Here is a 19,274-nt window from a genome sequence, read left to right as displayed (position 1 = left end):
GCTGAACAACTCGAGAGAGGCCATACGGACACCTATGTCTGTAGCTGAAATTGAAGAAGGCGTGTTCGAAGCGACCGCCACCATCGACAACGGGAGCTTCGGCACCCGGACCATCCGTTTTGAGACCGGCCGGCTGGCCCAGCAGGCCGCCGGGGCGGTCGTCGCCTACCTTGACGACGAGACCATGCTGCTGTCGGCCACCACGGCCAGCAAGACCCCGAAGGACCATTTCGACTTCTTCCCTTTGACGATCGACGTCGAGGAGCGGATGTACGCCGCGGGGCGCATCCCCGGCTCGTTCTTCCGCCGTGAGGGACGTCCCTCCACCGATGCGATCCTGACCTGCCGCCTGATCGACCGGCCACTGCGCCCGACGTTCATCTCGGGTCTGCGCAACGAGATCCAGGTCGTCGTGACCATCTTGAGCCTGGATCCCAAGGACCTGTACGACGTGCTGGCGATCAACGCCGCATCCGCGTCGACGCAGATCTCCGGGATTCCGTTCGCCGGCCCCGTCGGCGGCGTGCGTGTCGCCCTGATCGACGGCCAATGGGTCGCCTTCCCCACTGTCGAGCAGCTTGAGACCGCCGTCTTCGACATGGTCGTTGCGGGTCGCAAGACGGCCGATGACGTCGCCATCATGATGGTCGAAGCCGAGGCGACCGACAACGTCATCGAGTTGATCGGTGGTGGCGCGGGCGCCCCCACCGAGAGCGTCGTGGCCGAGGGCCTGGAGGCGGCCAAGCCGTTCATCGCCGCGCTGTGCGATGCACAGCAGGCGCTGGCCGACCGCGCTGCCAAGCCGACCGCCGACTACCCGGTCTTCCCCGATTACCAGGACGACGTGTTCTACGCGGTGTCCTCGGTGGCCACCGAGGAGCTGGCCAAGGCGCTGACCATCGCCGGCAAGGAAGAGCGGGACGATCGCACCAACGAGCTCAAGGGCGAGGTGGTGGCGCGGCTCGCCGAGACCTACGAGGGCCGCGAGAAAGAGGTCAGCGCCGCGTTCCGCTCGCTGACCAAGAAGCTGGTCCGCCAGCGCATCCTGACCGACCACTTCCGCATCGACGGCCGCGGTATCACCGATATCCGCGCCCTGTCGGCCGAGGTCGCGATCATCCCGCGGGCGCACGGCAGCGCCCTGTTCGAGCGTGGCGAAACCCAGATCATGGGCGTCACCACGCTGGACATGGTCAAGATGGCGCAGCAGATCGACTCGCTGGGGCCGGAAAAATCCAAGCGCTACATGCATCACTACAACTTCCCGCCGTTCTCCACCGGCGAGACCGGCCGGGTCGGTTCGCCCAAGCGCCGCGAGATCGGCCACGGTGCGCTCGCCGAGCGCGCTCTGATGCCGGTGCTGCCGAGCATCGAGGAGTTCCCGTACGCGATCCGTCAGGTGTCGGAAGCGTTGAGCTCCAACGGTTCCACCTCGATGGGCTCGGTGTGCGCGTCCACGCTGTCGCTGCTGAACGCCGGTGTGCCGCTGAAGGCCCCGGTCGCCGGTATCGCGATGGGCCTGGTCTCCGACGACGTCGAGGTTGACGGCAAGACCGAGCGCCGCTTCGTCACGCTGACCGACATCCTCGGTGCCGAGGATGCCTTCGGCGACATGGACTTCAAGTGCGCAGGCACCAAGGACTTCGTCACCGCGCTGCAGCTGGACACCAAACTCGACGGCATCCCGTCGCAGGTGCTGGCGGGCGCGCTGGCGCAGGCCAAGGACGCGCGGCTGACTATTCTCGAGGTGATGGCCGAGGCCATCGACGAGCCCGACGAGATGAGCCCCTACGCACCGCGGATCACCACGATCAAGGTGCCGATCGACAAGATCGGCGAGGTCATCGGCCCCAAGGGCAAGATGATCAACTCGATCACCGAGGAGACCGGCGCGCAGATCTCCATCGAGGATGACGGCACCGTGTTCGTCGGGGCCAGCAACGGCGAGGCTGCGCAGGCCGCGATCGACAAGATCAACGCCATCGCCAACCCGCAGCTGCCGACGGTCGGGGAGCGATTCCTCGGAACCGTGGTCAAGACAACGGATTTCGGTGCGTTCGTGTCGCTGTTGCCCGGCCGTGACGGTCTGGTGCACATCTCCAAACTCGGCCGGGGCAAGCGTGTCGCCAAGGTCGAAGACGTGGTGAACGTCGGCGACAAGCTGCGCGTCGAGATCGCCGATATCGACAAGCGCGGCAAGATCTCGTTGGTCTTGGTTGCCGAAGGCGAGGGGGCCGACAACGGGGCCGCGGCCCCGGCCGACTCTGAGGAGACCGCACCAGCCGATGCCGCCAGCTCCGTCTAGAAGGCCAGCAGCTGACCCCGCGCTGCGCCGGGGCACGAACACCGCCGCAGCGAAACCTGAACACCATGCAGTGCCGCGCCGCACCACGCTGCCGGGCGGCCTGCGGGTGGTCACCGAGTTCCTGCCCGCGGTGCGTTCCGCCTCGGTCGGGGTCTGGGTCGGGGTCGGATCGCGCGACGAGGGTGCGACCGTGGCCGGGGCGGCGCACTTCTTGGAGCATCTGCTGTTCAAGTCGACGCCGACCCGCACGGCCGTCCAAATCGCTCAGTCGATGGACGCCGTCGGGGGCGAGCTGAACGCGTTCACCGCCAAGGAGCACACCTGCTACTACGCCCACGTGCTGGACAGCGACCTGGAGCTGGCCGTGGACCTGGTCGCCGACGTGGTGCTCAACGGTCGCTGCGCGGCCGACGACGTCGAGCTGGAGCGCGACGTCGTGCTCGAGGAAATCGCGATGCGCGACGACGACCCCGAGGACGCGCTGGGCGACATCTTCCTGAGCGCGCTGTTCGGTGACCATCCGGTGGGCCGCCCGGTGATCGGCAGCGCGAAGTCCGTGTCGGCGATGACCAGGACCCAGCTGCACTCGTTTCATGTGCGGCGTTACACACCGGAACGGATGGTCGTCGCGGTGGCCGGCAATGTCGACCACGACGAGGTGGTCGCGCTGGTGCGCCGGCACTTCGGGCCGCACCTGGTGCGCGGCCGCCAGCCCGCCCCGCCCCGCAAGATGGGTGGACGGGTCAACGGTGGACCCACGCTGGCCCTGGCCAATCGCGACGCCGAGCAGGCCCACGTGTTGCTGGGCGTCCGCACGCCCGGGCGCGGCTCCGAACATCGCTGGGCGCTGGCCGTGCTGAACACGGCGCTGGGCGGCGGGCTCAGCTCGAGGCTTTTCCAGGAGGTCCGCGAATTGCGTGGGCTGGCCTATTCCGTGTACTCGGCGCTGGACATCTTCGCCGACAGCGGGGCGCTGTCGGTGTACGCCGCGTGTCAGCCCGAGCGTTTCGCCGAAGTCATGAAAGTGACCAGCACGGTGCTCGAATCGGTGGCGCGCGACGGCATCACCGAAGCCGAATGCCGCATCGCCAAGGGCTCGTTGCGCGGCGGGCTGGTGCTCGGCCTGGAGGATTCCAGCTCTCGGATGAGCCGCATCGGTCGCAGCGAATTGAACTACGGCAAGCACCGCAGCATCGAGCACACCTTGCAGCAGATCGACAACGTGACCCTCGATGAGGTCAACGTGGTGGCCCGCCGGTTGCTGGGCCAACGCTACGGGGCCGCCGTCGTGGGCCCGTATGCCTCGAAACGGTCGCTGCCCCAACAACTTCGGGCGATGGTAAATTAGCCGAATGGTACTGGGCTTTTGGGACATCATGGTGCCCATCGTCGGTGCGCCGATGTCCGGCGGACCCGGTAGCCCGGCGCTGGCGGCGGCGGTGTCCAACGCCGGCGGCCTCGGTTTCGTCCCCGGCGGCTACCTGAGCGCCGATCAGTTCGCCGACGACGTCGCCGCGGCTCGCGCCGCCACCACCGGCCCGCTCGGCGTGAACCTGCTTGTGCCGCAACCCAGTGTCGCCGACTGGGTGCAGCTGAACTACTACGCCTACGAGCTCGAGGGCATCGCCGACCACTACCAGGTGGCGGTCGGCCAGCCAGAGCACGGCGACGACGACGACTGGGAACGCAAGCTCGACGTGGTCTCCGACCTGCGCCCGGAGCTGGTGTCCTTCACGTTCGGGGTGCCGTCGCCGGACGTGATCCGGCGGCTGGGCGCGCTCGGGCTGCTGGTGATGGTCACGGTGACGTCGGCCTACGAGGCGGGGGTGGCCGTGGCCGCCGGCGCCGACAGCCTGGTGGTCCAGGGTCCGGACGCCGGCGGGCACCGGGCGACCTTCGCACCCGACATGGAACCCGGTACCGAGTCGCTGCATCAACTGATCGACAAGATCCACCGGAGCCACCGCGACGTCCCGATCATCGCCGCGGGCGGGCTGGGTACCGCCGAGGACGTCGAGGGAGTGCTGCGCAGGGGAGCGGTGGCCGCACAGGTCGGCACGGCGCTGCTGCTGTCCGACGAGGCCAACACCACCACCGCGCAACGCACCGCCATGAAGAATCAACTCTTCGGCAAGACCATCGTGACCCGCGCGTTCTCCGGCCGGTACGCGCGCGGCCTGGAGAACGAATTCATCCGCCTGTTCGACAACGTTGCGCCACTGGGTTATCCGGAGGTCAACCAGATGACGCTGCCGATCCGCGAGGCGGCAACGGCCTGGGAGGATCCCAACGGGATGAACCTCTGGGCGGGAACGGCGTTCCATGAGGCGCAGACCGGCCCGGTCGCCGATATCGTCGCGACCCTCGCGGCCGGGGCCAACTAGCGTCAGCCCAGCACGCCGGCCGGTTCGGCGAACGGCAAGTCCAGGTCCGCGGCCACCTGCTCGGACAGCAGCGCGCCGTCATGCGTCGAAAGTCCTTTTGCCAGAACGGGATCGGCCCGGCATGCGGCCCGCCAGCCGTGGTTGGCGAGTTTGAGCACGTACGGCATGGTCGCGTTGGTCAGCGCATAGGTCGCGGTCTTCGGCACCGCACTGGGCATGTTCGCCACGCAGTAGAACACCGTGTCGTGCACGGCGAACGTCGGGTCGTCGTGGGTGGTGGGCCGCGAGTCCTCGAAACAGCCGCCCTGGTCGATGGCGATGTCCACCAGCACCGCGCCCGGCTTCATGTGGGCGACAAGCGAATTCGAGATCAGCCTGGGCGCCTTGGCGCCGGGCACCAGGACCGCGCCGATCACCAGGTCGGCGCGCTTGACGGCGCCCTCCAGCTCGTATGCCGACGAGTAGCGGGTCTGGATGTGACCGCCGAACTCGGCGTCGAGCAACCGGAGCTTGTTGATGTTGACGTCGAAGACCATCACGCCGGCGCCCATTCCGCTGGCCACCCGGGCGGCGTTGTAGCCGGCCGTGCCACCGCCGATGACGACGACGTCGGCGGCCTTGACGCCGGGCACGCCGCCCATCAGCACGCCGCGCCCGCCCTGCGTGCGCATCAGGTGATACGCGCCGACCTGAGCCGACAGCCGGCCCGCGACCTCGCTCATCGGCGCCAGCAGCGGCAGCGCGCCGTCGGCGGTCTGGACGGTCTCGTAGGCGATTGACGTTGCGCCCGAAGCCAATAGCGCCTCGGTACAGGAGCGGGATGCGGCCAGGTGCAGGTAGGTGAACAGCACCTGCCCGCGGCGCAGGCGGGGGTATTCGCCAGCCATCGGCTCTTTGACCTTGAGCAGCAGGTCGGCGTCGGCCCACACTTCGGCGGCGGTGTCGATCAGTTGGGCACCGGCGGCCTTGAAGTCCGCGTTTGTGATGGACGAACCGTCCCCGGCGCCCGCCTGGACGAGCACCTCGTGGCCGCGGTGGGTGAGCTCGGCGACTCCGGCCGGGGTGATGGCGACCCTGAACTCGTTGTTCTTCGTCTCGGTAGGGATGCCGACGCGCATGCCTCCAGTGTGAAGAAAGTTCGATTGAGGCGCAATTATACTGAGGAAGATTCTATATATTGGCGATATGGCTGATAGTTCGACGCAATTGACCGACAGATCCGCGGGCCGGCCGAAGGATGTTCGGCCCGCTGATCTCGACGACGTGGACCGCGCGATCCTGGGCCTGCTGCACGCCGATGCGCGCATCACCAACAACGCGCTGGCCGAGGCCGTCGGCATCGCGCCGTCGACCTGTCATGGCCGGGTCCGGCGGCTGGTGGACCTCGGTGTCATCCGCGGCTTCTACACCGACATCGACCCGGTCGCGGTCGGAATGCCTTTGCAGGCAATGATTTCGGTCAGCCTGCAGTCCAGCGCCCGCGGCAAGATTCGCAGCTTCATCCATCAGATCCGGGGCAAGCGACAGGTGCGCGACGTCTACTTCCTCGCCGGCGCAGACGATTTCATCCTGCACGTCGCGGCCCGCGACACCGAGGACCTGCGCTCGTTCGTCGTCGAGAACCTCAACGCCGACGCCGACGTGGCCGGCACCCAGACGTCACTGATCTTCGAGCACCTGCGTGGGGCCGCACCGATCTAGGCCGTCGGCGATCCGGCGGATGGCTATGATCCACGAATGATTGACCCGTGTGTGTCGGAAACTGTCGCGATCGATGCCCGCCCCGACGTGGTCTACGGGCTCATCACCGACCTGCCCACCCTGGCGTCGCTGGCCGAGGAGGCCGTGGCGATGCGGTTGTGCAAGGGCGAGGCCGTTGCCCCCGGCGCGGTGTTCACCGGCAACAACGAGAACAGCGGCCGGCGCTGGACCACCAAGTGCACCGTCACCGACGCCGACCCGGGCCGCCGGTTCGCGTTCGACGTCCGGCATACGGTCTTTCCCATTGCGCGTTGGCAGTACGACATCGTGGCGACCGACGGCGGCTGCGAGGTGACCGAGAGCACCTGGGACCGCAGGCCGGGGTGGTTCCGCAAGCTCGCGGGCAAGGCCACCGGCGTCCCCGACCGGGTCGCCGCGAACACCCACCACATCCAGCTAACGCTGCAGCGCCTCAAGCAGCGCGCCGAAACCGGGTAGCAGAAAACCCGGTACCGGCGGTTCCGTATATCTCGACGCGCACCTATACTGGGCGTGATGTTCACCGTCGATGACCGCGCGGCGGGTCCGCACGACTCGTCGCTGGACCACGAGCGTCTGGTGCTCGAGGCGCGCGACGTCGAGTTCGACTGGGCCGAGCTGCCGTATCACTACGTGCCGGGCGAGCCGTTCACCACGCACATGCTCAACGTGCTGCACCTGCTGCTGCCCGCGGGTGAGGAGTTCTTCGTCGAGGTGTTCAAGAGGGCCCTGCCGTTGATCAAGGACGACCAGCTGCGGCTGGATGTTCAGGGCTTCATCGGCCAGGAGTCCGTGCACTCGCAGGCGCATGCCGGGGTCGTCGATCGCTTCGTCGCGCAGGGTGTCGACGTGACGCCGTACACCGACCAGGTCCGGTGGATGTTCGACAAGATCCTGGGGCCCAAGCCGCGGTGGAGCCGGCGGCGGCAGGACCGCTGGCTGGTGGAGCAGGTGTCGTTCATCTCGGCGATCGAGCACTACACCGCCATCCTGGGCGAGTGGATCCTCAACACCCCGGCCCACGACGCCATCGGCACCGACCCGGTGATGCTGGACATGCTCCGCTGGCACGGCGCCGAGGAGGTCGAGCACAAGGCGGTCGCCTTCGACACCATGAAGCACCTGCGGGCCGGGTATTGGCGCCAGGTGCGCGCGCAGCTGGTCGTCTCGCCGGCGATGCTGCTGTTGTGGATCCGCGGGGTGCGCTACCTCTATTCGGTGGACCCGCAGCTGCCGCCGGGCGCCAGGCCGCGCTGGCGCGACTACTTCAGTGCGGCGCGGCGCGGGCTGCTGCCCGGTCCGCTGCGATTCGTGCGGGGCATCGCCGACTACTACCGGCCGGGGTTCCACCCGTCGCAGCTGGGCGGGCTCGGACTCGCGGTCGACTACCTGGCCGTCTCACCCGCCGCGCGGGCGTCGCACTGATCGATGACGAATCACGTAATCGCCCCCGACGGTGTGAGTTTGGCCGTGCACGCCTACACCGGCATCGACCCGCGGCGGCCGACGATCCTGGCCATCCACGGCTGGCCGGACAACCACCATCTCTGGGATGCGGTCGCCGACGAATTCACCCAGCACTACGCCGGCCGGTACAACGTGGTGGCCTACGACGTGCGCGGCGCCGGCGAATCATCCCGTCCGGCAAAGCGATCCGGCTATGAGTTCGCCCACGTGGTGGCCGACGTCGGCGCGGTAATCGACAGCCTCGGGGTCGATCGGGTGCACCTGCTGGCCCACGACTGGGGTTCGATTCAGGCGTGGGCGGCGGTCACCGACGAATCGGTGATGGGCAAGGTCGCCTCGTTCACGTCGGTGTCGGGCCCGCACCTGCAGTACGCGGGAGCATTCCTGCGGTCGGTGCGCGGTCTCCGGTCGCTGGGTCAGGTCATCCGACAGCTGCTGGCGTCGGCGTACATCGGGTTCTTCCTCTGCCCGCTGGTGCCCGAGTTGTCGTTCCACTCCCGGATCGGCGTGGCGGTCGTCGCGCTTGCCGAACGCATCGGCGGCGCGGGCACTCGTCGTCAACGCCCAAGGGCGCCACGCTCGATCGACGACTATCTCAACGGCCTGAACCTGTACCGGGCCAACATGGTCGGCAGCCTGCTCTCGCGCGAGCTGCCGACGACCGACGTCGCGATCCAGGTGCTGGTGCCGCGCTGGGACCTCTTCGTGACGCCGGCCCTGCAGCGGTTCACCGGCGCAATTCCCGCCGGCAGCAACGTAGTTCCGATCGAGGGCGGGCATTGGGTGGTGACCTCGCACCCCGCGGTCATCGCGGGACTGGCCGCCCAATGGGTCGACCGCAACACCGACGGCGCGATCGAACGGCACCTGCCGTGACCGAAAGCCTCTGGGCCAGCAGGCCGCCCGACCTCTACGGCCGGCGCGACCGCGACCGCCTCGGCGCGGTGCTGTGCGGAATCCGGGCGCTGTTCGACGGGTTCTCATCGGTCACCCGTTGGGAGCCGTCGTGGGTGCGGCCGGTGCGGCGGACGCAGGCTGCGGTCGTCACGAAGCGCGAACTCGTCGCGCCCGACGTCGTCGTCCTGACGCTGGCCGATCCGGGCGGCGGGCTGCTGCCGTCCTGGACGCCCGGCGGGCATATCGACGTCGAGCTGCCCTCGGGGCGGCGACGCCAGTACTCGCTGTGCGGTCCGCCGGGGCGGCGCACCGACTACCGCATCGCGGTTCGCCGAATCGCCGACGGCGGTGGCGGTTCGATCGAAATGCACGACGCGTTCGACGTGGGCGACACGCTGATGTTCGAAGGCCCGCGCAACGCCTTCTACCTCGGCACCTCGGAGCGCGAGGCGCTGTTCGTGATCGGCGGCATCGGTGTGACGCCGGTCCTGCCGATGATCCGGGTGGCCCAGCAGCGCGGAATCGATTGGCGCGCAATCTATGCCGGACGCGGCCGCGAATTCATGCCGCTGCTGGACGAAGTCGTTTCGGTGGCGCCCGACCGGGTGACGGTGTGGGCCGACGACGAGCGTGGCGGCATGGCTGGTGCCGACGAGCTGCTGGCCGGGGCCGGACCTGCGACGGCAGTCTATGTGTGCGGACCGACCGGCATGCTGGAGGCGGTGCGGCTGGCGCGTCACGAACATGCCTACGCGCCTTTGCATTACGAGCGGTTCAGCCCGCCGCCGGTGGTCGATGGGGTTGCATTCGAGCTCGAAATGGCCCGGTCAGGCCGGGTGCTCGCCGTTCCCGCCGATCGCTCCGCCCTGGCCGTGCTGCTCGACCAGGATCCGACCACCCCCTACTCCTGCCAGCAGGGATTCTGCGGCACCTGCAAGGTCAAAGTGCTTGGCGGACAGGTCGATCACCGCGGCCGCACCGCGGTGGGTGACGACGAGATGCTGGTGTGCGTATCGCGCGCCGGCGCCGGGCGGGTTGTGATCGACGCCTGAGCGCGGACGGGCTCAGGCCTGGGCCGCCGCCCGGCGGTAGCCCACATGGGGCACGTCCACACTGGGCAGCGGATGCCACGTGTAGCTGCGGCCGTCGAGCTCGAACTTGTTGTCCTCGTAGAACTGGCGCGCCCTGCTGTTGCGCTCGGCGCACCACAAAATCACGTCACCCGACGGATGCGAGCGCACCGCCTTGTTGAGCAGCCGGACGCCGATGCCGAGCTTGCGGCCCTGCTCCCAGGTGTAGAGGGCCTCGATGTACAGGGCATCGGGGATGGCGGCGTCGGGCCCAAAGATCGCCATCCCCAGGATCTTTCCGCCGGACTCGGCGATCCACATGTCCCAGCCGAGGCGCCTGACGGCGTCGGGGTAGCTCACGGTGGCCCAGAATTTCGGCGTCGCGATCAGGTCGAGCATGAAATCCTCGATGATTCCGGACCAGGACTGCCGCCACACCGGGTAGTGCATCTCCGCGACCTTCTCGAACTCGGTCGGTTCGGCCCTGCGGATCTTGACGTCGGGAGACTTCACGTCGCCACCTTAAGGTCAGTCCACCCGGGAGTGCTCGAGATAGGCGACCAGGGCGTTGGTGAGACCGGCGCGGGCCATCTCCATGTCGGCGTACGACCCCAGCTGACGCTCCGAGACCAGGCCGCGCATCGCGCCCGGGATCAGCGCGGCCACCTCGCGCACCCGGCCCGGGTCGACGTCGAGGCCGGCGAACGCGCTCTGGCAGGTCTCCAGCCAGCTCTTGCCCCAGGAGAACAATTCGGCGGCGGTGCGGGGATAGAGCCGTTCCAGCTCGCCGGGGTCGCGGGGGAGGGCGGCCCGCAGGTTTTCGATCGCGCGCGAATCCGCCGACGCCAGGCCGTTGTACAGCGTGTCGATGATCGCGCTGACGCGCTCGCTCAGCGGCGCGCCGGGTCGCACCGGGGCCGACAGCGTGGTGAACGTCGCGGCGCGCCGCTCGGCGGTGCGGTGCAGGACCGCGGCCCAGAAACCGTCGGTGTCGCCGAACTGATACTGCACGGCGCCCCAGGTGGCGCCGATCTCCTTGGCGATCCGGTTGGCCGAGACGGAACCCGGTTCGCCCGAGGCCAGCGACCGCAGCGCCGCCTCGAGCATGCTTTCGCGCGTCGCGCTGCCGCGCCGATTGGGGCGCCGGCCTGCGATTCCGGCCTCGCTAGCCTGCCGAGTCATCTGACCAGACTAACGGTTCGGCGCAAGTTTCATAGAGGGTACTTTGATTTCTGGGGGATGCGGCTTATCATTCCTACGCGTGGAGGGAGGCTCCGATGGCTAAGCCGCCGCTGTCGATGAAACCGACGGGCTGGTTCCAGGTCGCCTGGTCGGCCGAGATCGGCGTCGGCGACGTGCACAAGATGAAGTACTTCGACACCGAGATGGTCGCCTGGCGCGCCGAGTCGGGCGAGCTCACGGTGATGAACGCCTACTGCGAACACCTCGGCGCGCACCTGGGCTACGGCGGCACGGTGGTCGGCGAGGTGCTGCAGTGCCCGTTCCACGGCTGGCAGTGGAGCGCCGAGGGCCGCAATGTCTGCATCCCGTACCAGGACCGGCCCAACCGGGGTCGCCGCATGCGCACCTATCCCGTGGTCGAGCGCAATGAGTCGGTCTACATCTGGCACGACATCGACCGTCGCGAGCCGTACTTCGACGTGCCCGACGTGTTCGCCGCTTTCGGGGACGGCAGCGGTGTCGACGGCTACTACCCGCAGCAGCGGCTGTACCGGGAGCACCTGGAACTGCATCCGCAGTATGTGCTCGAAAACGGCGTGGACTTCGCGCATTTCAAGTACGTGCACAACACCCCGATCGTGCCGATTTTCACCCGCCACGACTTCGGCGAGCCGGTGTCGTTCGTCGACTTCACGATCACCTTCGAGGGCGACGACGGGCAGAGGATCGAGGACGTCAACAGCGGGGTGGAGGCCATCAACGGCGGCCTGGGCATCGCGGTGACCAAGAGCTGGGGGATGATCGACAACCGCACCATCTCGGCGATCACGCCGGTCGACGAGTTCACCTCCGATGTGCGGTTCATGGTCTACATCGGCCGCACGCCGCACAAGGATCAGGCCCGCGCCGCGGCCAAGGCGGACGAATTCGGCCGGGAAGTGATCCGCCAGTTCGAGCAGGACATCGAGATCTGGCGGCACCAGCGCTATTCGGATCCGCCCGCGCTGGCCACCGACGAGTACGAGGGCTTCACGGCAATTCGCCAGTGGGCCAAGCAGTTCTATCCCGACGGCATCGGTGGCAGCGCCGCCGACGTGTATGCCGCAACCCAGAAAGGCTGAATGCATGACTGCACCCGTTCGCGTCTTCCAGGTCGGAAGCGGCAACGTCGGTACGGAGATGATCAAGCGGATCGCGACCCAGCCCGACCTGGAACTCATTGGTGTGCATGCCTATTCGGCCGAGAAGGTGGGCAAGGACACGGGCGAGTTCGCCGGCGTGGGTGCCAACGGGGTGAAGTTCACCGGGACCATCGACGAGATCATCGCGGCCAGGCCCGACGTGCTGACGTTTCACGGTGTGTTCCCCGACGAGGACCTCTATGTCAAAGTCCTTGAGGCGGGCATCGATATCGTCACCACCGCCGACTGGATCACCGGCTGGCACCGCGACACCAACCACCCGCACCCGTCCGGCAAGCCGGTCAGCCAGCTGCTGGCCGAGGCCGCCGAGTCGGGCGGCGCGACCTTCTACGGCACCGGAATGAACCCGGGGCTCAACCAGATCCTCGGCGTGGTGTGCTCGGCCGACGTTGCCGACATCGAGAACGTCACGACGATCGAATCCGTCGACGTGTCGTGTCATCACTCCAAGGACACCTGGATCGAGGTGGGCTACGGCCTGCCGGTCGACGATCCGTCGATCCCGTCGAAGCTGGAGAAGTACACCCGGGTCTTCGCCGACAGCGTGTTGTTGATGGCCGACTGCTTCGACCTCAAACTCGACGAGGTCAAGTTCAGCTACGAGCTGGGTGCCTGCACCAAGGACGTCGACCTGGGCTGGTACACCCTGCCCAAGGGATCGTTGGGCGGCAACTACATCAAATACCAGGGCATGGTCGACGGCGTCCCCCGCGTCGAGACGCACCTGGAATGGCAGATGACCCCGCACACCGATCCGCACTGGGATATCAAGGGCTGCTACATCACTCAGATCAAGGGCGATCCGTGCGTCTACAACAAGCACATGATCTTCCCCAAGCCCGGGGTGGACCTGTCCAATCCGGACAATTTTGCCTCCATCGGCATGACGGTGACCGGCATGCCCGCTCTCGCGGCGATCAGGTCGGTGGTCGCGGCGCGCCCAGGGCTCATCACGAGCGCGGACCTGCCCTTGCGCGGTTTCGCCGGGCGGTTCAAGAAGTAGCCGCCAAAGCCGACAATTTTTCTCCTCGACATGCGGTTGCCGCTTTGAGCCGCCACAATGACGGCACCCGTGAAGAAGGAGATGCGTCAGATGGCTGCACGACGTTGGTTGGCCGGACTCGCCGCGCCCGTAATGGCTGGCGCGGTGCTGCTTTGTACCGCTGGGACCGCCTCCGCGATTACCACCCACGACGTCGACTTCCTGAACAGACTGCGCGGCCTCGGCTTCACTTGGCCGACGCCGCAGGAGGACGCTGACGTCGTCAACATGGGGCACCAGGTCTGCATCGATCGCTGGAATGGTTTCTCGCAGGACGCGCTCGCCCAGGACGTTCACTCCAACCTTGGCCCGAAAGGCGTGAACTTCGCCGACGCCACCGCCATGATCAACCTCTCGGAAGAGATGTTCTGCCCGTATCACTGAGCGTCGCGCGTGTGCGGCGCCCAACCGTCCATTAGCCCGCAGCCGGTCCCCGTCTAGGGTGAATGCCATGCGAGTGGGCGTATTGGGAGCCAAGGGCAAGGTCGGGTCGACGATGGTGGCCGCGGTGCGGGCCGCCGAGGATATGACCCTGTCGGCGGAGGTCGACGCCGGCGATGCGCTGAGCCTGCTGACCGACGGCAACACCGAGGCCGTCATCGACTTCACCCACCCCGACGTGGTGATGGGCAACCTGGAATTCTTGATCGGCAACGGAATTCACGCCGTGGTCGGTACGACGGGCTTCACCGCCGAGCGGGTCGCGCAGGTGGAGTCCTGGCTGGCCGACAGCCCGAAGACGTCGGTGTTGATCGCGCCTAACTTCGCGATCGGCGCGGTGCTGTCCATGCATTTCGCCAAGCAGGCGGCGCCGTTCTTCGACTCGGTCGAGGTGATCGAGCTGCACCACCCACACAAGGCCGACGCCCCGTCGGGCACCGCGGCGCGCACCGCCAAACTGATCGCCGAGTCGCGAAAAGGCTTGCCGCCCAACCCCGATGCCACCAGCACCGGCCTGCCCGGTGCGCGCGGCGCCGACGTCGACGGGATCCCGGTGCACTCGGTACGCCTGGCCGGGCTGGTCGCCCACCAGGAGATCCTGTTCGGGACCGAGGGCGAGACGCTGACCATCCGCCACGACAGCCTGGACCGGACGTCCTTCGTCCCGGGGGTGCTGTTGGCCGTGCGGCACATTCACGAACACCCCGGCCTGACGATAGGTATCGAGCCGCTGCTCAACCTGCAATGACCAGGGCATCGCGCGCCGTGCGCATCCAACTGCTGATCGCGTTCCTGTGCGCGGCGATGGTGACGTACTTCGTGCTGCTGGGCCACCTGGCCATCGCGATGATCGGCTCGGGCCGGCCCGCCGCGGTCGGTCTCGGGGTCGCGCTGCTGGTGATGCCGGGCATCGGGTTGTGGGCGATGATCGCCACCGTGCGGGCCGGGTTCGCCCACCAGAAGCTGGCCCGGCTCGCCGCCGAGGACGGCATGGAACTCGACGTCAGCGCGCTGCCGCGCCGCCCGTCCGGCCGTATCGAGCGTGACGCGGCCGATGCGCTGTTCGCCACCGTGCGCGCCGAGGTCGAGGCCGAACCGGACGACTGGCGGCGCTGGTATCGGCTGGCCCGGGCCTACGACTACGCGGGCGACCGCCGCCGCGCGCGGGAAGCGATGAAGACCGCGGTAGGAATGCAGGGGCGCCGATGACCAAGACACTGCTGATCGTGCACCACACGCCGTCGCCGCACACCCACGAGATGTTCGAGGCGGTGGTGTCCGGTGCCACCGACCCCGACATCGAGGGCGTGGAGGTGCTGCGCAGGCCCGCGCTGACCGTCGCGCCGGCCGAGATGCTGGCCGCCGACGGTTACCTGCTGGGCACCCCGGCGAACCTGGGCTACATCTCGGGTGCGCTCAAGCACGCGTTCGACTGCGCGTACTACCAACTGCTCGACTCCACCCGCGGCAGACCCTTCGGGCTGTACCTGCACGGCAACGAGGGCACCGAGGGCGCCGAGCGGGCCGTGGACACCATCACGACCGGCCTGGGCTGGGCCAAAGCCGCTGAGACAGTGGTGGTTTCGGGCAAGCCGAGCAAGGACGATTTGCAGGCGTGCTGGGAGCTCGGGGCGACGGTCGCCGCCCAGTTGATGGACTAGCTGTGATGTCCAGGGAGGTTGGTCAGTCGAGTGACCGGTGGGCGGCCTCCGATGGCGGAGTGGGCTCGGTGGTGATTGTAGAAGTGGAGCCAGCCCGTTAGCTCGGCGTCGCGCTGTGCGGTGTTTTCGTAGAGTCGGGCGTAGGCCCATCCGTCGGCCAGGGTGCGGTGAAATCTTTCGATCTTGCCGTTGGTCTGCGGCCGGTATGGGCGTGTTCGCTTAGCGGTGATGCGCAACGCGGTGCAGGCGTCGCGCCAGGCGTAAGAACGATAGGCCGATCCGTTGTCGGACAGCACTCGCTCGATGGTGACGCCGCGCTCGGCGAACCATGCCACTGCCCGCTGCAGCACGGCGATGGCGGTGAGGGCCCTTTCGTCGGTGCAGATCTCGGCGTAAGCGATCCGGGAGTGATCGTCAATCACTGTGTGTACGAACGCCGTTCCGATCCTTGGGCGATAACCCAGGGCCGGGCTGCCACGTTTACCGGTGCGGTGGCCGGTGGTGATGGCATTGCGTTTGCTTTGTTGTCGGCTTACGAACTTATGGCCGCCGCCGTCAGGGATGTTGGCGAACTTGGTGACGTCGACATGGATCAGCGATCCGGGATAGGCGTGTTCGTAGCGGCGCAACGGCTCACCGGTGACGCGGTCGATGTAGGACAGCCGATTGATACGACACCGAGTAAGCACCACGTGCACCGTCGAAGCCGGCACTCCAAGGCGCCCGCCGATCTGCACCGGCCCTAGCCGATGCCGCCAGCGCAGATCCACGATCTGACGGGTCAGCGCAGACGGGGTCTTGGCAGGGCTGACACGTGGACGCGAGCTGCGGTCGATCATTCCCAGCGGGCCCTCGACGCGGTAGCGATCGGTCCACTTCCTGGCGGTACGCGGCGAAACCATGAACATCTTGGCTGCCGCGGCATAGGTCCAGCCACAATCAACAATTAATTGCGCGAGCCTCAAACGAGCACGCGGTGTCAGTGCAGCGTTAGCGTGGGACACGAAGGCCTCCTGGTTAGTGAAGCGGTTCCTAGACAGCTCCACTTCACAACCGGAGGCCTTCTCTGTCACACAGGCTCACCGATAACGGGAGGGACAACCTCCCTGGACATCACAACTAGCCGACGGATTCCCGCGCGACGTAGCCCAGGCAGCCCGCGAGAGTTGCGAACTTGATCAGCGCCGCCGTCCGGGCGCGCCGCGCATGAACGCCGATGCGGGTGTGGTCGAGCACCTTCAGCAGCGAAACCCCCTCCGCCGCATCGGCGGCGACCGCGACGATCGTCGCGGCGGGCAGGATCGCCGGATGGCCGCGCCGCCGGCGTGCCCGGTCGACGAGGAGCGCCGTCAGCGCGCCGTAGGTCGTCATGTAGCCGAAGTCGAGCCACAGGGACAGCCGCGCCGCGCGCCGGCCGTCGGCACCCCACCGGGTCATGATGTCCTGGGCTCGAGATGCGTTGCCGGCCAGTTCAAATGCGATCATTCCCGCTCCGCCGCCGCGGTGCATGCGGTTATCCAGTGCGAGCATCACCGCGGTGTAGCCGACAAAGGAGACGGCGGCGGTCGCCACGGCATTGCCCGGCATGCGCTGGTTCATGACTCCAGCATGAGGCACGGGTCCGCACCTCGCTTGTACGGATCCGGCTAGGCGTCGTTCGGCGCCGAAACTTGTCGTACCCGGCTGCGATGATGTCGTCATGTTCTCGACCGCTGCGCCTGCGCTGGCAGAAAACGTTCCGCGACGTCTGGATGTGCTGTTTGAGGAGTTGGCGGAGTTGGCCGGTCAGCGCAACGCGATTGACGGGCGCACTGTAGAGATCGTCGCCGAGATCGAGCGCGACGAATTGTGGGGTGCTACGGGTGCGCGCTCGGTGCCGGCGTTGGTGGCTTGGAAGCTCGGCTCGTCCTCGGCAAATGCCCACACTATCGCCACGGTGGCGCGCCGGCTGCAGGAGTTTCCTCGCTGCGCGCGGGGCATGGCCGAGGGTCGACTGTCGCTCGATCAGGTAGGCGTCATCGCGGCCCGGGCGGGCGAGGGATCCGACGAGCATTACGCGGAGCTCGCCGCGGTCGCGACCGTCAACCAGCTGCGCACCGCGGTCAACCTGGAACCGCGACCGCAACCCGACCCCCTTCCAGAGCCTGAGTGCTCGATCACCAAGACCTCAGGTGAGCACGCCAGCTGCTACCGGATCACCCTTCCCCACCACGACGCGGCGAAGTTCGACGCGGCGTTGGCCTCGCATCGTGATGCGCTGTTCGCTCAGTGGAAGCGCGACCACGGCAACGACGAGCGCGCCTCAGGTTGCAGGCCCCCGTTGCCCACCACCGTCGATGCTTTCATGCACCTGGTGGAGGCCGGGTGGGACGCCGAGGCGGCCGGCCGCCCCCACGGGCAGCACACCACCGTGGTGGTGCACCTCGATGTCGAGCAGCGTGCCGCGGCAATGCATTTGGGCCCGCTGCTGTCCGACGCCGACCGCCGATACCTGACCTGCGATGCCACCTGCGAAGTGTGGTTCGAGCGCGACGGCGAGGTCATCGGAGCCGGGCGAGCGACCCGCCAGATCAACCGGCGGCTTCGCCGCGCGCTCGAGTACCGTCACCGGACGTGCGCGGTTCCGGGTTGTGGTGCCACCCGCGGTCTGCACGCGCACCACCTCCGGCACTGGGAGGACGGCGGCCCCACCGAAATGGCCAACCTGGTGCTGGTATGCCCCTATCACCACCGGTTGCACCACCGGGGCGTCATCACGATCACCGGGCCCGCAGACGATCTCGTTGTCACCGACAGCTCCGGCCGACGGCTCAACTCAGGATCGCTCGCGCGTCCGCCCAACCTGGCCCCGCCCGCTGTCTCACCGTGTCCCGGACCTACCGGCGAGCGCGCCGACTGGTGGTGGTACGAACCCTTCCACCCGCAACCACCGCCTACAACCAACTAGGTGGCGCACCGCCGCCGGTTATGAAACCGGTTGGCGCATCGAGATATTCGCGCCCCCTGCCGCGACTCCGGCGCGGCCCCGTGAACTAGGCGTAGGTTGGCTTGAACGCGTCGGCGGGTTGGGCCAACGCCAGCGCGGAGCTGGTGCCGATCGGGCCGTGCTGGTCGAACAGCGTCGCCGCGCCGGTGGCGACGCCCGCGGTGCCGTAGTGGCTCTGGGCGGCCAGCCCGATGAACTCGCCGTCGGGCAACCGGCTGGCGGTGACCGTGTAGTCGGCGTTGATGTAGCGCAATCCGCCTGTGCCCCAGTGGGTGAGCGAACTCGTGATGTCGCCTGCGAAGGCCAGCCGGGTGAACGGCGTCAGCGGGTAGCCGTGCACCATCGGCCGAAACATCCGCGCCCAGGCGAACTTCTGCGAGTGCGACTGCTCCCACTCGCCCGCGGCGATGCCGGGGCTGCCTTCGAACGTGGCCCCGTACCCCCAGATGAGGAACGGCATGTCCGCAGGGAAGCCGTCGGAGGACGTCGGCAGCGGCGGCATCTCGGTCGCCGACGACCACACCTGGCCGTCGGGGTGATCGCCGCGGCGCAGGAACAGCGCGCTGGCCCGCGCCACGACCGTTCCGTTTTGCACCAGCGCGCCGTCCACCAGCTTGATGCGCCGGCCCTCCCGCTGTATCGAGGTCTGGATGTGTACCGGTTTCATCAGCACCGGGCGCAACAGGTCGATCGTGAACCGCGCGGGCTGCAGTTCGGGATCGACGCCGGATTGTTCTATGCCCCAACCCAACAGGCCGCCGACGATCTGACCGCCCATCGTCGCGCCCCACGGCCCTTGCGTCATCGGGCCCGGAACGTAGGAGTCGCCGTCGACAGTGAAGAACGCCTCGGGCATGATGGCGGAATCCTCGATCGTCACCGGTATCACGATAGGAC

General features: G+C 67.7%; 21 protein-coding genes. 15 read left to right on the top strand and 6 right to left on the bottom strand.

Annotated features, from left to right (window positions below; genetic code table 11):
* Positions 1 to 34 precede the first annotated feature (34 nt).
* The 3 genes from MRAB57_RS26655 to MRAB57_RS26645 are packed head-to-tail and all read left to right on the top strand — an operon-like array spanning position 35 to position 4,689.
* Positions 35 to 2,305, top strand: a complete 2,271-nt coding sequence (locus tag MRAB57_RS26655; protein ID WP_077090007.1) for a polyribonucleotide nucleotidyltransferase — start codon at positions 35 to 37, stop codon at positions 2,303 to 2,305.
* Positions 2,286 to 3,653: a M16 family metallopeptidase gene (locus tag MRAB57_RS26650; protein ID WP_077090006.1), complete on the top strand. Its 1,368-nt coding sequence runs from the start codon at positions 2,286 to 2,288 to the stop codon at positions 3,651 to 3,653. Before MRAB57_RS26655 ends, MRAB57_RS26650 begins: the two co-directional genes overlap by 20 nt.
* A gap of 4 nt (positions 3,654 to 3,657) precedes the next feature.
* A complete protein-coding gene (locus MRAB57_RS26645) occupies positions 3,658 to 4,689 on the top strand; it encodes a nitronate monooxygenase (RefSeq protein ID WP_077090005.1) in 1,032 nt (343 codons plus the stop codon).
* 2 nt (positions 4,690 to 4,691) lie between these two features.
* On the opposite strand, the gene ald is transcribed toward MRAB57_RS26645, so the two are convergent.
* Complete coding sequence (gene ald, locus MRAB57_RS26640; protein WP_077090004.1) at positions 4,692 to 5,807, bottom strand: alanine dehydrogenase; 1,116 nt, start codon at positions 5,805 to 5,807, stop codon at positions 4,692 to 4,694.
* A 67-nt stretch (positions 5,808 to 5,874) separates the two neighbouring features.
* Between ald and aldR the strand changes: the two genes are divergently transcribed.
* The 5 genes from aldR to MRAB57_RS26615 are packed head-to-tail and all read left to right on the top strand — an operon-like array spanning position 5,875 to position 9,845.
* Positions 5,875 to 6,390 carry an HTH-type transcriptional regulator AldR gene (gene aldR, locus MRAB57_RS26635; protein ID WP_077090003.1) on the top strand — a complete coding sequence of 172 codons (516 nt, stop codon included), beginning with the start codon at positions 5,875 to 5,877 and terminating at the stop codon, positions 6,388 to 6,390.
* A 36-nt stretch (positions 6,391 to 6,426) separates the two neighbouring features.
* Positions 6,427 to 6,888, top strand: a complete 462-nt coding sequence (locus tag MRAB57_RS26630; RefSeq protein ID WP_077090002.1) for an SRPBCC family protein — start codon at positions 6,427 to 6,429, stop codon at positions 6,886 to 6,888.
* A gap of 57 nt (positions 6,889 to 6,945) precedes the next feature.
* Positions 6,946 to 7,854, top strand: coding sequence for a metal-dependent hydrolase (locus MRAB57_RS26625; RefSeq protein ID WP_077090001.1), 909 nt, complete (start codon positions 6,946 to 6,948; stop codon positions 7,852 to 7,854).
* A 3-nt stretch (positions 7,855 to 7,857) separates the two neighbouring features.
* Positions 7,858 to 8,772 carry an alpha/beta fold hydrolase gene (locus tag MRAB57_RS26620; RefSeq protein ID WP_077090000.1) on the top strand — a complete coding sequence of 305 codons (915 nt, stop codon included), beginning with the start codon at positions 7,858 to 7,860 and terminating at the stop codon, positions 8,770 to 8,772.
* Positions 8,724 to 9,845 (top strand): PDR/VanB family oxidoreductase, encoded by a 1,122-nt coding sequence (locus MRAB57_RS26615; protein WP_077089999.1) that lies wholly within the window; start codon positions 8,724 to 8,726, stop codon positions 9,843 to 9,845. The genes MRAB57_RS26620 and MRAB57_RS26615 overlap by 49 nt, the downstream gene beginning before the upstream one ends.
* A gap of 12 nt (positions 9,846 to 9,857) precedes the next feature.
* Here the strand turns inward: MRAB57_RS26615 and MRAB57_RS26610 are convergent, their stop codons facing one another.
* Positions 9,858 to 10,376, bottom strand: a complete 519-nt coding sequence (locus MRAB57_RS26610) for a GNAT family N-acetyltransferase (RefSeq protein ID WP_077089998.1) — start codon at positions 10,374 to 10,376, stop codon at positions 9,858 to 9,860.
* Positions 10,377 to 10,391: 15 nt separating this feature from the next.
* On the bottom strand, positions 10,392 to 10,970 hold the full coding sequence (locus MRAB57_RS26605; RefSeq protein WP_425436829.1) for a TetR/AcrR family transcriptional regulator: 579 nt from the start codon (positions 10,968 to 10,970) through the stop codon (positions 10,392 to 10,394).
* Between the two features lie 170 nt (positions 10,971 to 11,140).
* On the opposite strand from MRAB57_RS26605, the gene MRAB57_RS26600 reads away from it, so the two are divergent.
* The 6 genes from MRAB57_RS26600 to MRAB57_RS26575 all read left to right on the top strand — a co-directional run bounded on the left by MRAB57_RS26600 (position 11,141) and on the right by MRAB57_RS26575 (position 15,391).
* Positions 11,141 to 12,166 (top strand): aromatic ring-hydroxylating dioxygenase subunit alpha, encoded by a 1,026-nt coding sequence (locus tag MRAB57_RS26600; protein WP_077089996.1) that lies wholly within the window; start codon positions 11,141 to 11,143, stop codon positions 12,164 to 12,166.
* 4 nt (positions 12,167 to 12,170) lie between these two features.
* The gene (locus tag MRAB57_RS26595) at positions 12,171 to 13,250 is read left to right on the top strand and encodes an NAD(P)H-dependent amine dehydrogenase family protein (RefSeq protein ID WP_077089995.1); all 1,080 of its coding nucleotides are present in this window, start codon (positions 12,171 to 12,173) and stop codon (positions 13,248 to 13,250) included.
* A 69-nt stretch (positions 13,251 to 13,319) separates the two neighbouring features.
* Positions 13,320 to 13,673, top strand: coding sequence for a DUF732 domain-containing protein (locus MRAB57_RS26590; protein ID WP_173813974.1), 354 nt, complete (start codon positions 13,320 to 13,322; stop codon positions 13,671 to 13,673).
* Positions 13,674 to 13,740: 67 nt separating this feature from the next.
* Positions 13,741 to 14,478: a 4-hydroxy-tetrahydrodipicolinate reductase gene (gene dapB, locus MRAB57_RS26585; protein ID WP_077089994.1), complete on the top strand. Its 738-nt coding sequence runs from the start codon at positions 13,741 to 13,743 to the stop codon at positions 14,476 to 14,478.
* On the top strand, positions 14,475 to 14,939 hold the full coding sequence (locus MRAB57_RS26580) for a hypothetical protein (RefSeq protein ID WP_077089993.1): 465 nt from the start codon (positions 14,475 to 14,477) through the stop codon (positions 14,937 to 14,939). The genes dapB and MRAB57_RS26580 overlap by 4 nt, the downstream gene beginning before the upstream one ends.
* A complete protein-coding gene (locus tag MRAB57_RS26575) occupies positions 14,936 to 15,391 on the top strand; it encodes a flavodoxin family protein (protein WP_077089992.1) in 456 nt (151 codons plus the stop codon). The genes MRAB57_RS26580 and MRAB57_RS26575 overlap by 4 nt, the downstream gene beginning before the upstream one ends.
* On the opposite strand, the gene MRAB57_RS26570 is transcribed toward MRAB57_RS26575, so the two are convergent.
* Both MRAB57_RS26570 and MRAB57_RS26565 read right to left on the bottom strand, forming a co-directional pair.
* Positions 15,388 to 16,395 carry an IS481 family transposase gene (locus MRAB57_RS26570; protein ID WP_108638077.1) on the bottom strand — a complete coding sequence of 336 codons (1,008 nt, stop codon included), beginning with the start codon at positions 16,393 to 16,395 and terminating at the stop codon, positions 15,388 to 15,390. The genes MRAB57_RS26575 and MRAB57_RS26570 overlap by 4 nt on opposite strands.
* A gap of 115 nt (positions 16,396 to 16,510) precedes the next feature.
* A complete protein-coding gene (locus MRAB57_RS26565; protein ID WP_077089991.1) occupies positions 16,511 to 16,990 on the bottom strand; it encodes a hypothetical protein in 480 nt (159 codons plus the stop codon).
* Between the two features lie 100 nt (positions 16,991 to 17,090).
* Here MRAB57_RS26565 and MRAB57_RS26560 point away from each other — a divergent pair, with 100 nt between their 5' ends.
* The gene (locus MRAB57_RS26560) at positions 17,091 to 18,338 is read left to right on the top strand and encodes an HNH endonuclease signature motif containing protein (protein ID WP_077089990.1); all 1,248 of its coding nucleotides are present in this window, start codon (positions 17,091 to 17,093) and stop codon (positions 18,336 to 18,338) included.
* Between the two features lie 85 nt (positions 18,339 to 18,423).
* On the opposite strand, the gene MRAB57_RS26555 is transcribed toward MRAB57_RS26560, so the two are convergent.
* Positions 18,424 to 19,257: a thioesterase family protein gene (locus tag MRAB57_RS26555; protein WP_077089989.1), complete on the bottom strand. Its 834-nt coding sequence runs from the start codon at positions 19,255 to 19,257 to the stop codon at positions 18,424 to 18,426.
* Between the last annotated feature and the right edge of the window lie 17 nt (positions 19,258 to 19,274).

Origin of the sequence: Mycobacterium rhizamassiliense (assembly GCF_900157375.1) — a bacterium.
In the GTDB taxonomy this organism is placed as follows: Bacteria; Actinomycetota; Actinomycetes; order Mycobacteriales; family Mycobacteriaceae; genus Mycobacterium; species Mycobacterium rhizamassiliense.
The sequence above is the reverse complement of the archived record's forward strand: the minus strand, read 5'-3'. Positions and strand labels throughout refer to the sequence as shown.

What these genes read in the sequence shown, in the direction of transcription:
- MRAB57_RS26655 (WP_077090007.1), top strand. Translation starts at nt 35, where the DNA reads ATGTCTGTAGCTGAAATTGAAGAAGGCGTGTTCGAAGCGACCGCCACC.
- MRAB57_RS26650 (WP_077090006.1), top strand. Translation starts at nt 2,286, where the DNA reads ATGCCGCCAGCTCCGTCTAGAAGGCCAGCAGCTGACCCCGCGCTGCGC.
- MRAB57_RS26645 (WP_077090005.1), top strand. Translation starts at nt 3,658, where the DNA reads ATGGTACTGGGCTTTTGGGACATCATGGTGCCCATCGTCGGTGCGCCG.
- ald (WP_077090004.1), bottom strand. Translation starts at nt 5,807, where the DNA reads ATGCGCGTCGGCATCCCTACCGAGACGAAGAACAACGAGTTCAGGGTC.
- aldR (WP_077090003.1), top strand. Translation starts at nt 5,875, where the DNA reads ATGGCTGATAGTTCGACGCAATTGACCGACAGATCCGCGGGCCGGCCG.
- MRAB57_RS26630 (WP_077090002.1), top strand. Translation starts at nt 6,427, where the DNA reads ATGATTGACCCGTGTGTGTCGGAAACTGTCGCGATCGATGCCCGCCCC.
- MRAB57_RS26625 (WP_077090001.1), top strand. Translation starts at nt 6,946, where the DNA reads ATGTTCACCGTCGATGACCGCGCGGCGGGTCCGCACGACTCGTCGCTG.
- MRAB57_RS26620 (WP_077090000.1), top strand. Translation starts at nt 7,858, where the DNA reads ATGACGAATCACGTAATCGCCCCCGACGGTGTGAGTTTGGCCGTGCAC.
- MRAB57_RS26615 (WP_077089999.1), top strand. Translation starts at nt 8,724, where the DNA reads ATGGGTCGACCGCAACACCGACGGCGCGATCGAACGGCACCTGCCGTG.
- MRAB57_RS26605 (WP_425436829.1), bottom strand. Translation starts at nt 10,970, where the DNA reads ATGCTCGAGGCGGCGCTGCGGTCGCTGGCCTCGGGCGAACCGGGTTCC.
- MRAB57_RS26600 (WP_077089996.1), top strand. Translation starts at nt 11,141, where the DNA reads ATGGCTAAGCCGCCGCTGTCGATGAAACCGACGGGCTGGTTCCAGGTC.
- MRAB57_RS26595 (WP_077089995.1), top strand. Translation starts at nt 12,171, where the DNA reads ATGACTGCACCCGTTCGCGTCTTCCAGGTCGGAAGCGGCAACGTCGGT.
- dapB (WP_077089994.1), top strand. Translation starts at nt 13,741, where the DNA reads ATGCGAGTGGGCGTATTGGGAGCCAAGGGCAAGGTCGGGTCGACGATG.
- MRAB57_RS26580 (WP_077089993.1), top strand. Translation starts at nt 14,475, where the DNA reads ATGACCAGGGCATCGCGCGCCGTGCGCATCCAACTGCTGATCGCGTTC.
- MRAB57_RS26575 (WP_077089992.1), top strand. Translation starts at nt 14,936, where the DNA reads ATGACCAAGACACTGCTGATCGTGCACCACACGCCGTCGCCGCACACC.
- MRAB57_RS26565 (WP_077089991.1), bottom strand. Translation starts at nt 16,990, where the DNA reads ATGAACCAGCGCATGCCGGGCAATGCCGTGGCGACCGCCGCCGTCTCC.
- MRAB57_RS26560 (WP_077089990.1), top strand. Translation starts at nt 17,091, where the DNA reads ATGTTCTCGACCGCTGCGCCTGCGCTGGCAGAAAACGTTCCGCGACGT.